We start from the raw sequence: 12,252 nt of genomic DNA, 5'->3' as shown, positions 1-12,252 counted from the left end.
CAAACCAGGCGAATTGGGTTTGTCTGAAACTGCGCGGTGTCTTTATTGGGGCGGCTTCGCCACCCAGCGCGGGACAAGCCCGCTCACTACAAAATGTGTAGATACCTATGTGCATCGCAGGCAAGCCAGCTCCCAAAGAAAAACAGCGTGGCGCTTTTTATTTGGCCATTCGTCTAAAGCCCGGCACTCTCAATGGCGTGCCGTCTCTCAAGTGTAAGCGCGGATATCCCGAGCATCAGCAAGGAGAGTCAATATGCACAGCAATGAAAACGCCCTCGCTAACGAAGCCGGGCATGATCCTGAGCGCGATGAGGACAATATCCCGTTGCCGCCGGACGACGAGGCACCTCTTGAAGAGGACATGTCCGATGTGGATGCTGCCGATTCGGTCGTGAGCGAGCATCCTGACAACTGACGGTCCTTTGTAATCCGAAGCACCCGCCGGCCTCATTCCGGCCGCTGCCCCACAGTGGCCGGGACGATGGCTAAGCGCCGGTCGAACGGGCGTTCTCCACGCCCGGTGAATTTTTCCGAACCTTCCCGGCCGCACACCTATCAGAACTAACAAGACGGTCGCCCAATGGCACCGCGCGAGGCACGTGGCTTATCGAAATGTTCAGCGTGAGGCCGCAGTTTCAACCTGTGCACCGGCGGCACAGTCACAGCAAGGACATATCTGATGCATCAAGATAACCCGGTTGACCAAATCATCGTGATCGGCGCGTCCAGCGGCGGTTTAATGGCATTGCGCACATTGCTGGCCCAGCTGCCGAGCGATCTGCGGGCCGCGGTTTTCATCACCATGCATATCGGCGATCAACCCAGCCTGCTGCCGAGCCTGCTGGCTAAGGCGAGCTCATTGGACATCGACTTTGCCTTGTCTGGAGAAAGCCCAAAGAACGGCCGGGTCTATGTGGCGCCACCGGACCAGCACCTGCTGATCAAGCGCGGCTCGCTGCAGTTGGTCCGCGGCGCCAAGGAAAATTACTCCCGCCCTGCGATTGACCCGATGTTTCGCTCCGCTGCGATCAGCTACGCAGAGGGAGCCATTGGCGTGATCCTCACCGGCGAGCTTGACGACGGCGTGGTCGGCCTTCAAGCGATCAAGGCCTACGGGGGCAGGGTGTATGTCCAGGACCCCGAGACAGCCGAAGCGCCCTCGATGCCGATGAACGCTCTGCGTCATGTGGAGGTGGACGCTTGCTTGCCGCTCGATGAGCTGGGCAGCGCCCTTGGCCGCCTGGTTCAGCAGCGCGCGCCCGAAGCGCACGCGCCCGGGGAGCCCAAGCGTATCGAGCCCTACGCGACTGAAAACGATCTGACTGAAGACCTCAGTTCAGGCGGGGCCTATGCCCTGGACGCGATAGGCAAGGTCTCGGGCGTATCGTGCCCGGAATGCGGCGGCTCGTTATGGGAGCTGGGCGCCGCACCGCCGCGCTTTCGTTGCCATACCGGCCACAGCTATACCTCGGCTGCGTTGTTTCATGGCCAGAACGGCGTGATCGAGGAAGCGCTGTGGGTGGCCATTCGCGCCATGCACGAAAAGCAGTTACTGCTCGGTCGGCAGATTCAAAGCAGCAAAGCTGTCGGGCGAACGGGCGCGGTAAAAGAGTACGAACTGGCGAGCGAAGGCCTTGAGGGCCACAAGGATACCCTGCGCGCGTTGGTAACAACGCTGCGCCCCGTGTCGTCCAGCCGCGCGCAAACGCCGAAATGAACATCGACACTGACAGCCGTGAACAAGTCGCGGCGATCTTTGCCCAACTCTTGGCGCTACGAGAAAGCGTGACCGCTCTGGAGCGCGCGCAGGAAGAACGAGCAGGTTCACTGCGGGGTCATCAAACCGTGGACGTGGACGGCGCGTTCCGCTTGGTCTTCCAGAAGCTTCAAGACGAGATAACCCGCATGGAAGAGACGCTGGCTACCCTGGCTGAAGCCACGGGTGATGGGCCCAAGTTCTAGCTTCCATAATAATAATGTGTCCCGCCCTTCAACGTTGATAAGCCAGCAGCCGACGGTAAGCGTCCGGCGATCCCATCTCGACAGTCGAGGGGCGCCGGACGCTTAGGCGTGTGAGTGCTTCGAAGCACGGTTGCGCTCAGGGTTGGTCGCGCCTCATTTCCGCCCATTCTATCAATGCCTGTATTGAGGGCCCGAGTGCGTGGCCGATATCCGTAAGCTGGTACTCCACTTTAGGCGGCACCTGCGGGTACACCGTCCGCAGCACGATACCGTCCCTTTCTAGCTGCTTGAGCTGTTGAATCAGCATCTTCTGATTGATCCCTTCGATCAGCCTCTCTATATCCGAGAACCGAAGCGCTCCCTTCGCCGCGAAAAGCTGGCACAGGATGATGATCTTCCACTTCCCCTCCAGCACGCGAAGAGTTTCGGTCGTTGCCTCAGCCCAATTCCGACGATTTTGCGGATCACCGCAATTCCAGTCCCGTTCCATTTCTTTCTCAACAGTGGGTTACACACCTTTTGGTGGGTACTTACCATTATCACATCAGCGCTCTAGAATCGGTGCAAGACATACGATTATTGAGGCTTAGTTCATGAAAATCGGCATCATTGGAACTGGTAACATCGGCGCCACCATCGCCCGTAAGCTTAAAGCTGCTGGTCATGATATCCGCGTTGCGAATTCGAAAGGCGTCAGCGGCGTGCGCGCGTTTGCCGAAGAGATAGGCGCCGAACCTGTCGATGTTCGGGGCGCGGTTAACGGGGTCGATTTGGTCGTGCTGTCCATACCGCTGCCTGCTTTGAGTGCGCTTCCTTCTGATTTGTTCAGCTCTGTACCTGACAGCGTCCCAGTGGTGGACACCAGCAATTACTACCCTGGGTTGCGTGACCCCCGCATTGCAGAACTTGATGATGGAATGACTGAAAGCGTCTGGGTTGCCAAACAGATTGGACGGCCTGTGATCAAGGGCTTCAACAACGTGCTGGCTTATACATTGGCAGAGCTAGGCCTTCCTAAGGGTAGCCCAGGACGCTTGGCAGCAGCTGTGGCAGGTGACGATCCCAAAGCGAAAGAAACAGTAATGTCTCTGGTGAGTGAAGCTGGCTTCGACCCGGTCGATGGAGGTTTACTTGAGGAGTCCTGGAGGCAACAACCATCCACGCCAAGTTACTGCTGCGACTATGACGCGGCGACTATGCGCAAAGCGCTTTTGATGGCTGTTAAAGGGCAGGCAGCAGCAAAGCGAGATGAGTTGCCCAAGCACTTTGCAAAGCTCGGGGCCAACGCCAGTCATGGCGAGGTTGTAGCCATGAACCGCTCGTTCAACCCTATGGATTGATGCTTTCGGGCAACGAGAGCGATCTCAGGCAACCCCGCATCCAACCCCCTAGATCAAGAGCGGCCCACGACCCTAATGCTGAGGCGCAGTCCAGATCGAAAGCTCCTTGAGCTTTATTTCGGTGGAAATATCAAACTCGGTTTGAAGCAACTGCGCCGCATCGTCCGTGATGCTGGCCGAGCACTGCAGGCCCAGCACAAAACCGTTCGCTCTCGCGCCGGCCTTGACCGCCATGATCATCGACCCGGACTTTTGAATTTCCGCCATGATTTTGTCCGCTTGGCGACTAATCGAAACGGGAAGCTGTTTTTTGAAATCGACCATTTTTTACTCCAAACACACACAAGGCATTACTGGCTTAACGCCATTATCCGGAGCTGCATGCTCTCTGATCTAGGAGATTCATGGAAGGTGGCTGCGTTCAAAAAATAACGATCCCATCCCGCTCAACGTTGCAAGAGTGCGTCATTACTCGACGGTACAGATCCAGAGATGGTTGTGTCGATAGGGCGCACGGGTGAAATGGACATCTGAAACCAGTTTCATCCCCCGCTCTTGCAGTGCTTCGGTCAGTTGTACGAGTGTCTCTGCCTGGATAGTCATTGCTGTCACCTCGTCAGATTTATCGCGTTTATAATTCTTGACCGGGCGGGCAACTGGCTAATTCAAAATTTCTACGGGGACTATTGATGCACGGTGCTTTCGGCTCTGACATCGGATTTATAGTGGGGGAGCTGTTTCAGCGTTCAGTGCCCCGGCAGCGGGTAGTGCTTGATGCGGCACGGGTAGTCCTTGCCGTCGCCTTTACAGATGCCATCCAGGTACCGGTAATCAATGCGCACTACTTGCCCTTTTTTGGGCCAGGTCCGGCGTGGAAGCACGGCCTGGTAGTCCGAAGTTTCCGGCGTAAACAGGATAGTCGCGCCTTGTTCCGGGCAGATCACGGTGGCCGTCTTTGCGCTTACTTTCAGTATCTCAGCCTGCAACTGTGGAAATGGTTTTGTCACGGTATCGGTAATACGCAACTCCATCCTGCAGATTTGCCACGATGACGCCAGGACGGGTTGGCAGAACACTGAAAGCATTACCGTAAACAGCACGTAGCAGGGTGCCTGAGTTTTCATTATTGGCGTTGCTCTTCGATCAATGTGTTAGAGGGGAGGCAATGCCAAGTGGCGGGAGAGTGGCGGATACCATCACCTGCATCTTCGGCTGCTTAACGCTGTTGACCAGATGTCTTGATCGCATCGCAGGCAATGTGCACCTTGTTCTTCCTGAAGATGCACAGTGAAACCGCAATTCACGCAGCAATAGAGCGCAGAAGTCGGTGCTGTCTTGAACTCTGGGCGGTGCTCCACCGGAAGGACGGATAACCCAGGCCGTAGATCTTCCTGGTCATAGAAATAGAGGCTGATATCGCCGTCAGTCTCCACTAGCCCCAACCTCACCTGGCCCAGGTGTTCAACGCCTTGTTGCCGCAATTCCATCAGCAACTCGCTCGCTGAGATGTTCAGCTTCTCCAGCGATTTGAGCTCGTACTGGCCTTCGCTGATAACCGTCACAGGCAAACCATCAATCCACGCTTCAAATGTCTTGCTCTTCGTCATGATCAGCACGGTAGTGCGATAAAGGAGCAGCAGCGTTAGAAAAACCATGGCAACCGGCAACAGCGGAACGTCGTGGTAGAACGACACATCCCCGGCAGCCGAGCCCAGTGTCAGGATAACGACGAGCTCAAAGAGTGATAGCTGCCTTATGCCACGCCTGCCGCTTGATTTTAAGAATAGAAAAACAGCAATAAAGGCAAAGGTTGCTCGCAAGCCAACCTCTAACAAAAACGACAGAGGGAACTCATCTATCAACATCCGCTGGAGATCGAAGGGTGACATCATTGCCTCTGTCAATTTAGAGCAATCGGCCCGTAAGAGCGCTCGACTGCGTGAAGCAGAATGGTTGCCAGTGCTTTGACGTCGACCAGGAGGTCCGGGTCATCCTTATCGATGGCTTCAGCAGGCATACTCGCTACGTTAGCATCGTTCGGGTCTTGAACGAGGTTCAAACCACCCACCGCCCCAATGGCAATCGCTCCGTGCGCTCCATCAGCCCCATTGCCGGACAGGATCACGCTGATCACTCGGGGGCCGAAGACGTCAGCAGCGGTCTGAAACAGACGGTCGACTGCTGGCCTGCTGAAATTCACTTTCGGTCCGTCACTTAAACAAACCAGGCCAGAAGCCGAAACCTCAAGGTGTTTGTCGGGCGGAGCCAGGTAGACACGGCCAGGCAGGATAGCGTCGCCCTGTTCGCCATAAGCGACCGGCATGGATGAGGATTGCTGAAGAATGGTCGCCATCATCTTTGGGCTTGAAGAGTGCGTATGCAAAACGATCAAAATTGCCGCAGGGAAGTGCGCTGGCAGACCACCGAGTATTTCTTTCAATGGTTCAATACTTCCCTCTGACCCGCCGATAACAATGATGTCTCTGTGCTGGACACTATTGTCTGACATCATTTTCTCTCCTGCTTGGGGGCTTATCGGTAGTCTTTGGCACGAGGTGTAGCGATCAGGAAAGGGACCGGTTGATGCCATGCCACCGAGTTTAGCGTTTCAGTCCCGGACGTCTACCGTGTGCGCGTGATTTATGGTCGAACCCACCTTTATCAGGCAGCCTATGCGCGCTCCATTAAAGTGCTGGAGTGAACCTTGGGCATGGCTTGCCAGGCGTTTAGCGCTCTAGGGGGGAGGGGCACATCGCGGCTAATCATGCAGTGTCTTATTGCTACTATCGCTATAAACCATAAAGGGGCATACAACAGGAGGGGCAGTACACAATTTTCAGGGTTTCAACCAAATGCTTAGCCAGGCCGAAAGACGCGTTAGAACAAAGTTTCTGAAATATGCTCGCAGAGAGTCGCACACTATAGCCCTTGGACAGGGAACGTATGCGAAGCAACATCTTAATTTGGTGACGCTGATTCTCAGCATGACAAAGAACGGTATTTTCACACTCGGGCAGCAAGCAGGCTTAGTCTTGAGAGCCAACGATTCACTTTATAAAGGGGCAAACCTTTTAACTCATTTCCTGGTTTAGGTTCAGCAGCATTCTCCCTGGATCAACACATCCAAGTTGCAATCAGCGCTCCTTTGCGGCAGCGGCGGTGCGACGATTCGACTGGCCCGCGATATAGACGTCGGTGCGGGCCACCCAAGAGCGTGGCGCTTGCCGTGGCTTCGTCCAGGTGAAATGGCTGGGGATCGATTGAAATCCAGCTCGTCTTCGCGTGGACAATCGAGCACTGAAGTACCGCCGAAGCGGGGTGGATTACCTGAGCTACGGCGCCTGCCAGCCTAACTGCCTGGAAATCTGCTGCGTGGTTTCCATCAGCCGATTAACGTAGTCCTGCTTGAGCTCTTCGCGAAAACGGAAGCAGGGGAAGGACACGCTCATACCCCCTATCACGTGGCCGAAACGGTCGCGGATCGGTGCGGCCAGGCAGCGCATATTGTCTTCGAACTCTTCATGGTCTTCGGCATAACCTTGGGCGCGCACCACTTCCAGCTCTTGCAGATACGCCTCGATGCTGACCAGGGTGTTGGCGGTGCGGCGCTCAAAACTTTCTTCCTGCAAGTGGGCGATCAGCTCCGGCTGGTCCAGCCAGGCCATGAGTACCTTGCCGATCCCGGTGCAATACAGCGGCGCACGTCGGCCGATGCGCGAGTACATGCGCAGGTTGTACTTGGAGTCGATCTTGTGCACGTAGACGATGCTGCCTTCGTCGAGAATACCCAGGTGCACTGTCTCGCCGGTCAATTCGTTGATTCGCCGCATGCCCGGTTCCGCCTCACGGACGATGTCCAGGTGGGGCAGGGCCTGGGCGCCCAGTTCAAATAGCCGAACGCTGAGCCGATAGCGATCCTCGGCGTCCTGCACTACATAGCCGCGCGCCTTGAGGGACTGCAGGAACCGGTAAACCGTGCTTTTGGACATGTCCAGTTTCTGCGCGATTTCCGATACGCCGCTTTCCTCTGGATGCTCGGCCAGCGCTTCAAGCACGGCCATGGTCCTTGCGACGGCGGAAACCAGTTCGTTGTTCTGGAGGGTGCTGTTGTCCATGAAGGCTCCAACGGAAACGGAAAACCCAAGGATATACGCTGGCGAATCAAAACGCTGTTTCATTTTTCTTGACGGTGTGGGAAATCTGATTAAACTCGACCACGCAAGCTCGAAATGAAACGCCGTTTTAAAAATAACAAAGGCGCGCAGGAATGACGTTAAATTCAAGGCAACGCCCGCAATTTGCTCCATCTGGCCCGCTCAAAGTGGCGCTGGTGGGTGAGTGCATGATCGAGATGCGCAGCGATCCCGTCGCGGGTCTCAGCCAGACGTTTGGCGGCGACACACTTAACGTGGCCGTTTATTTCTGCCGATTGAACGCGTCTGAGCGCATTGTCGCGGACTACGTCACCGCCATCGGTGCCGACAGTTTCAGTGACGCAATGCGTCAGTTGTGGCGTGCCGAAGGTGTCGGCGACCCACATGTGCGCGTGATCGAGGATGCGCTGCCGGGCTTGTACTTCATCCAGACCGATAGCCAAGGCGAAAGACGCTTTCTTTATTGGCGTGGCGAAGCCGCAGCGCGACGCATGTTCGACGGCGCTGAAGCAGACGCCGCACTGCATGCCCTTGCGGATTACGACTACATCTATGTGAGCGGCATCAGCCTGGCGATTCTCACGGCCGGTGGCCGTGAGCGCCTGCTGCATGCCCTGCGACTGGCCCGTGAAGCCGGCGCGCGTATCGTCTTCGACAACAATTACCGTCCCCATCTATGGCCCGATACCCAGGCTGCACGCCAGGCCTATGGCGACATGCTGCGCCTGACTGACCTGGCGCTGATTACCTGGGAGGACGACGCGGCCCTGTTCGGTTATGCCGATGTCGAGGTGTTGTTTCGCGCTTACGCGGCGTTTGGCGTGGGTGAAATCGCCCTCAAGCGCGGCGCCGCCTCGTGCCTGGTGCAGTGCGATTCGGGTCGTTTTGAAGTGCCCGCCGAGCAGGTGCGGCACGTCGTCGATACCACGGCGGCGGGCGATTCCTTCAGTGCGGCCTATCTTTCGTGTCGCCTCCAGGGCGGTGATCCACAACTGGCTGCGCGTTGGGGGCATCGCCTGGCTGCCCGAGTCGTCCAGCACCGTGGCGCGCTGATCCCTGGTGCTGCCATGCCGAGCTTGAAAATGCCTTCATTTTCTTCTGCAACAGAGGCCTGACTTTATGAAAATCATTGAAGCCCGCGTCATTGTTACCTGCCCGGGGCGCAATCTGATCACATTGAAAATCGTCACCGATTCGGGCATCTACGGCATCGGTGATGCGACCTTGAACGGCCGGGAAATGGCGGTGGTCGCCTACCTTGAAGAGCACGTATTGCCCGCCTTGATCGGTCGCGATGCCCAGCGCATCGAGGACATCTGGCAGTACCTGTATCGCGGCGCCTACTGGCGCCGTGGTCCGGTGACCATGACCGCGATTGCCGCCGTGGACATCGCCCTGTGGGACATCAAGGCCAAGGCCGCGCAGATGCCGTTGTACCAACTGCTCGGTGGCAAAAGCCGCGAGCGCGTGATGGTCTACGGGCATGCCACGGGTAGGGACATCGAAGGTTGCCTGGACGAAGTCGCCCGGCATGTCGAGCTGGGTTACAAGGCGGTGCGCGTGCAATGCGGGATTCCCGGCATCGCCACCACCTATGGCGTGGCCAAGCGCAGCGGTGAGCGTTATGAACCCGCCGACAGCGACCTGCCTGCCGAGCACGTGTGGGACACCGCCAAATACCTGAACCATGTACCCAAGCTGTTCGCCGCCGTGCGCGAGCGATTCGGCGATGACTTGCACATCCTGCACGACGTGCACCATCGCCTCACGCCGATTGAAGCAGGGCGCCTGGGCAAGGCGGTGGAGCCCTTCAACCTGTTCTGGCTGGAAGACTGCACCCCGGCCGAGAATCAGGAAGCCTTCCGCCTGATACGCCAGCACACCACCACGCCGCTGGCAGTGGGTGAAGTGTTCAACTCCATCCATGACTGCCGCGAGCTGATCCAGGAGCAGCTGATCGACTACATCCGCGCCACCCTGGTACACGCCGGTGGCATCACCCATGTGCGCCGCATTGCTGACTTTGCTGCGCTCTACCAGGTGCGCACCGGCTTTCATGGCGCCACCGACCTGTCGCCGGTGTGCATGGGCGCGGCGCTGCATTTCGATACCTGGGTGCCCAACTTCGGCATTCAGGAGCACATGCCCCACGACGAACGTATCGACGAAGTGTTTCCCCACGCCTATCGCTTCGAGGATGGCCACTTTACACCGGGCGAAACGCCAGGGCATGGCGTCGACATCGACGAGAGCCTCGCGGCGAAATACCCCTACAAGCGCGCCAGCCTGCCGGTCAATCGCCTGGAAGACGGCACGCTATGGCATTGGTAAGCGCTGCCTCGATTGATTTGATAACGACAGAACACAGAGTGCCACCCGCCCTGTCAGGAGTTACCCGATGAAAGCATTTCAAGTAAGAGCCCCTTTTGAATACGGCCTGGCGCAAGTCGAGGTGCCCCACGTCGCGCCTGGCGAAGTCAAGGTTGACGTCGCCTACGCCGGTATCTGCGGCTCGGACATGCACATCATTCACGGGCAAAACGCGTTTGTGCGGTTTCCGCGTGTGACCGGCCATGAGTTCTCCGGCGTGGTACGGGAAGTGGGCGAGGGGGTCGATAATCTCAAGGTCGGCGACCGCGTGTGCATTGACCCGGTCATCAGCTGTGGCACCTGTTATCCCTGCCGAATCAACCGACCGAACGTCTGCACCCGGCTGCAAGTGATTGGCGTGCACCGCGATGGCGGGTTCAGCGAGCAAGTCTGCGTCCCCGCGGACAATGCCCACCGCTTGCCGGACTCGATGTCCCTGAGCCATGCAGCGCTGGTGGAACCGTACACCATCGCCCTCAACGTGCTGGACCGCATGCAGCCCGAACCGGGCGACAGCCTGTTGATCTACGGCGCGGGCGTGATCGGCTTGACGCTGGTGCAGATGGCACGGGCGCTGGGGATGACCGATATCACCGTGACCGACGTCCTCGATACACGCCTGGAGGCGGCCAGGGCACTCGGGGCCAGCCGCACTCTCAACGGCCAGGACGTCGACGTCGAAGCAACGATGCGCGAATTGACCCAGGGCGAAGGCGTGCCGCTGATTGTCGACGCCGCCTGCATCCCCGCGCTGATGCCGCAGATGGTGCGCCTGGCCTCGCCTGCGGGGCGTATCGGCCTGCTGGGTTTCAACACCGTGCCGAGCGACCTGGTGCAACTGGAAATGATCAAGAAAGAACTGACGCTGGTGGGATCGCGCCTGAACAATCGCAAATTTCCAAAGGTGATCGAGCTGATCGCCAGCGGCAAATTGCAGGTGCGGGAACTGATCAGCCACCGCGTGAGCTTCGACGACATGCCGGGGGCCATCGATTTGATCGAAAACCATCCCGAACAAACCCGCAAGGTCCTTGTGGAACTGAGCGGCGCGCATCCCTAGTCATCCGTAGACACGCGTGCCCACACGGGCACCCTCACCGAATAAACACAAGAAGCGGGAGGTTCCAATGTTTGGTCAAGGTCGCACATTAATCATCATCATGCTGTTCCTGGCGGGCGTCATCAATTACCTGGATCGCTCGGCATTGTCCGTTGCCGCGCCGTTCATCCAGAAGGACTACGGTCTTTCGACGGGTGAAATGGGCATGATCTTCAGTAGTTTTTTCGTCGGTTATGCCGTGTTCAACTTTATCGGCGGCTGGGCGGCCGACCGCTACGGCGCGAAAACCACGCTGTTGCTGGCGATGGTGCTGTGGTCGCTGTTCAGCGGTCTCACGGTGCTGACGGTGGGCTTTGCCTCGCTGGTATTGATCCGCATCCTGTTCGGCATGGGTGAAGGGCCGTTGAGCGTGACCACGAGCAAAATGGTCAACAACTGGTACACCCCCAAGCAAAGGGCGCGGGCGCTGGGCACGTCAATGTCCGGCACGCCGTTGGGCGGTGCGATTTCCGGGCCGGTGGTGGGCTTCATCGCCGTCACCTACGGCTGGAAGGTGTCGTTCATTATCATCATGGCGATCGGCCTGGTCTGGGCGGCGGTGTGGTACAAATTCGTCAAGGAACGGCCTGAAGGCGAGGGTGCCGAGGATATCCTGCGGGCCGAGGGTCAAAGCGAGCTGGCGGCGCAGCCGGTGTTCCCGCTGCGGTACTACCTCAAGCAGCCCACGGTGCTGTTCACGTCCCTGGCGTTTTTCTCCTATAACTACACGCTGTTCTTCTTCCTGACCTGGTTCCCCAGTTACCTGACCATGGCCCACGGTCTCAACGTCAAGGACATGAGCATCGCCACGGTCATTCCCTGGGTCCTGGGGTTCCTCGGCCTGGCCCTGGGCGGTTTCATTTCCGACTTCGTGTTCAAGAAAACCGGGCGGATGATGTTCTCCCGCAAGGTGGTACTGGTGACCTGCCTGTTGCTCTGCGCCGCGTGTATTGCGGTTGCCGGGGTGGTCAAGACCTTGTATCCGGCAGTTATCCTCGTTGCCCTGGCCGTGTTCTTCCTTTACCTCACGGGTGCCATCTATTGGGCGATCATCCAGGACACCGTGCCTGCCGCGCGGGTGGGTGGCGTCAGTGGCTTCATGCATTTCCTGGCGAATACCTCGGGCATCATTGGTCCGACCTTGACGGGCTTTCTGGTGCAATTCACCGGTTCGTTCACCAGTGCATTCCTGCTGGCGGGATTGTTGACCGTGATTGGCGCCGTGTGCGTAGCGCGTTATGTCAAACCGCTTTCGGCGGCGGATACCGGTAACGCGCAGGCAGTGAGCCCGCAACCCGTTTCGGCCCTGAGCCGGCCATAACTCAAA

15 protein-coding genes are annotated in these 12,252 nt (G+C 57.9%); 9 read left to right on the top strand and 6 right to left on the bottom strand.

Annotated elements, in window-relative coordinates:
• The 4 genes from H0Z09_RS27325 to H0Z09_RS12965 all read left to right on the top strand — a co-directional run.
• Window positions 1–217, top strand: a 217-nt coding sequence (locus H0Z09_RS27325; protein WP_238340236.1) for a hypothetical protein, incomplete at its 5' end; no start/stop codon positions are given.
• Between the two features lie 36 nt (window positions 218–253).
• Window positions 254–415 carry a hypothetical protein gene (locus H0Z09_RS12975; protein ID WP_186690981.1) on the top strand — a complete coding sequence of 54 codons (162 nt, stop codon included), beginning with the start codon at window positions 254–256 and terminating at the stop codon, window positions 413–415.
• Window positions 416–679: 264 nt separating this feature from the next.
• Window positions 680–1,717, top strand: a complete 1,038-nt coding sequence (locus H0Z09_RS12970; RefSeq protein ID WP_186690973.1) for a chemotaxis protein CheB — start codon at window positions 680–682, stop codon at window positions 1,715–1,717.
• Window positions 1,714–1,962 (top strand): hypothetical protein, encoded by a 249-nt coding sequence (locus tag H0Z09_RS12965; protein WP_189672151.1) that lies wholly within the window; start codon window positions 1,714–1,716, stop codon window positions 1,960–1,962. Before H0Z09_RS12970 ends, H0Z09_RS12965 begins: the two co-directional genes overlap by 4 nt.
• A 136-nt stretch (window positions 1,963–2,098) precedes the next feature.
• On the opposite strand, the gene H0Z09_RS12960 is transcribed toward H0Z09_RS12965, so the two are convergent.
• Window positions 2,099–2,452 carry a helix-turn-helix domain-containing protein gene (locus H0Z09_RS12960; RefSeq protein WP_186690972.1) on the bottom strand — a complete coding sequence of 118 codons (354 nt, stop codon included), beginning with the start codon at window positions 2,450–2,452 and terminating at the stop codon, window positions 2,099–2,101.
• A gap of 103 nt (window positions 2,453–2,555) precedes the next feature.
• Here H0Z09_RS12960 and H0Z09_RS12955 point away from each other — a divergent pair, with 103 nt between their 5' ends.
• Entirely contained in the window at window positions 2,556–3,302 is a 747-nt protein-coding gene (locus H0Z09_RS12955; RefSeq protein WP_186690971.1) for an NAD(P)-binding domain-containing protein, read from the top strand.
• 72 nt (window positions 3,303–3,374) lie between these two features.
• Here the strand turns inward: H0Z09_RS12955 and H0Z09_RS12950 are convergent, their stop codons facing one another.
• From H0Z09_RS12950 to kdgR, 5 genes are all read right to left on the bottom strand, one after another.
• Window positions 3,375–3,626, bottom strand: a complete 252-nt coding sequence (locus tag H0Z09_RS12950; protein ID WP_186690970.1) for a hypothetical protein — start codon at window positions 3,624–3,626, stop codon at window positions 3,375–3,377.
• 422 nt (window positions 3,627–4,048) lie between these two features.
• Complete coding sequence (locus H0Z09_RS12945; RefSeq protein WP_186690969.1) at window positions 4,049–4,426, bottom strand: hypothetical protein; 378 nt, start codon at window positions 4,424–4,426, stop codon at window positions 4,049–4,051.
• Between the two features lie 72 nt (window positions 4,427–4,498).
• Complete coding sequence (locus H0Z09_RS12940; RefSeq protein ID WP_186690968.1) at window positions 4,499–5,191, bottom strand: YetF domain-containing protein; 693 nt, start codon at window positions 5,189–5,191, stop codon at window positions 4,499–4,501.
• Between the two features lie 11 nt (window positions 5,192–5,202).
• The gene (locus H0Z09_RS12935; protein ID WP_186690967.1) at window positions 5,203–5,814 is read right to left on the bottom strand and encodes a chemotaxis protein CheB; all 612 of its coding nucleotides are present in this window, start codon (window positions 5,812–5,814) and stop codon (window positions 5,203–5,205) included.
• 820 nt (window positions 5,815–6,634) lie between these two features.
• Window positions 6,635–7,417: a DNA-binding transcriptional regulator KdgR gene (gene kdgR / locus H0Z09_RS12930; protein ID WP_076953966.1), complete on the bottom strand. Its 783-nt coding sequence runs from the start codon at window positions 7,415–7,417 to the stop codon at window positions 6,635–6,637.
• A 152-nt stretch (window positions 7,418–7,569) separates the two neighbouring features.
• Here kdgR and H0Z09_RS12925 point away from each other — a divergent pair, with 152 nt between their 5' ends.
• From H0Z09_RS12925 to H0Z09_RS12910, 4 genes are all read left to right on the top strand, one after another.
• A complete protein-coding gene (locus tag H0Z09_RS12925) occupies window positions 7,570–8,571 on the top strand; it encodes a sugar kinase (protein ID WP_186690966.1) in 1,002 nt (333 codons plus the stop codon).
• 4 nt (window positions 8,572–8,575) lie between these two features.
• The gene (gene manD, locus H0Z09_RS12920) at window positions 8,576–9,787 is read left to right on the top strand and encodes a D-mannonate dehydratase ManD (RefSeq protein WP_186690965.1); all 1,212 of its coding nucleotides are present in this window, start codon (window positions 8,576–8,578) and stop codon (window positions 9,785–9,787) included.
• A 67-nt stretch (window positions 9,788–9,854) separates the two neighbouring features.
• On the top strand, window positions 9,855–10,886 hold the full coding sequence (locus tag H0Z09_RS12915; RefSeq protein WP_186690964.1) for a Zn-dependent oxidoreductase: 1,032 nt from the start codon (window positions 9,855–9,857) through the stop codon (window positions 10,884–10,886).
• Window positions 10,887–10,953: 67 nt separating this feature from the next.
• On the top strand, window positions 10,954–12,246 hold the full coding sequence (locus H0Z09_RS12910; protein WP_186690963.1) for an MFS transporter: 1,293 nt from the start codon (window positions 10,954–10,956) through the stop codon (window positions 12,244–12,246).
• Window positions 12,247–12,252 lie beyond the last annotated feature (6 nt).

The sequence above is a fragment of the Pseudomonas sp. SWRI18 genome (genome assembly GCF_014268345.1).
GTDB classification, from domain to species: domain Bacteria; phylum Pseudomonadota; class Gammaproteobacteria; order Pseudomonadales; family Pseudomonadaceae; genus Aquipseudomonas; species Aquipseudomonas cedrina.
Note: the sequence above shows the minus strand (reverse complement) of the source record. Positions and strands in the feature narration are given on the sequence as shown.

Excerpts from the sequence above, each read along its gene's own strand:
- H0Z09_RS12975 (WP_186690981.1), top strand. The coding sequence starts at position 254 with ATGCACAGCAATGAAAACGCCCTCGCTAACGAAGCCGGGCATGATCCT.
- H0Z09_RS12970 (WP_186690973.1), top strand. The coding sequence starts at position 680 with ATGCATCAAGATAACCCGGTTGACCAAATCATCGTGATCGGCGCGTCC.
- H0Z09_RS12965 (WP_189672151.1), top strand. The coding sequence starts at position 1,714 with ATGAACATCGACACTGACAGCCGTGAACAAGTCGCGGCGATCTTTGCC.
- H0Z09_RS12960 (WP_186690972.1), bottom strand. The coding sequence starts at position 2,452 with ATGGAACGGGACTGGAATTGCGGTGATCCGCAAAATCGTCGGAATTGG.
- H0Z09_RS12955 (WP_186690971.1), top strand. The coding sequence starts at position 2,556 with ATGAAAATCGGCATCATTGGAACTGGTAACATCGGCGCCACCATCGCC.
- H0Z09_RS12950 (WP_186690970.1), bottom strand. The coding sequence starts at position 3,626 with ATGGTCGATTTCAAAAAACAGCTTCCCGTTTCGATTAGTCGCCAAGCG.
- H0Z09_RS12945 (WP_186690969.1), bottom strand. The coding sequence starts at position 4,426 with ATGAAAACTCAGGCACCCTGCTACGTGCTGTTTACGGTAATGCTTTCA.
- H0Z09_RS12940 (WP_186690968.1), bottom strand. The coding sequence starts at position 5,191 with ATGTCACCCTTCGATCTCCAGCGGATGTTGATAGATGAGTTCCCTCTG.
- H0Z09_RS12935 (WP_186690967.1), bottom strand. The coding sequence starts at position 5,814 with ATGATGTCAGACAATAGTGTCCAGCACAGAGACATCATTGTTATCGGC.
- kdgR (WP_076953966.1), bottom strand. The coding sequence starts at position 7,417 with ATGGACAACAGCACCCTCCAGAACAACGAACTGGTTTCCGCCGTCGCA.
- H0Z09_RS12925 (WP_186690966.1), top strand. The coding sequence starts at position 7,570 with ATGACGTTAAATTCAAGGCAACGCCCGCAATTTGCTCCATCTGGCCCG.
- manD (WP_186690965.1), top strand. The coding sequence starts at position 8,576 with ATGAAAATCATTGAAGCCCGCGTCATTGTTACCTGCCCGGGGCGCAAT.
- H0Z09_RS12915 (WP_186690964.1), top strand. The coding sequence starts at position 9,855 with ATGAAAGCATTTCAAGTAAGAGCCCCTTTTGAATACGGCCTGGCGCAA.
- H0Z09_RS12910 (WP_186690963.1), top strand. The coding sequence starts at position 10,954 with ATGTTTGGTCAAGGTCGCACATTAATCATCATCATGCTGTTCCTGGCG.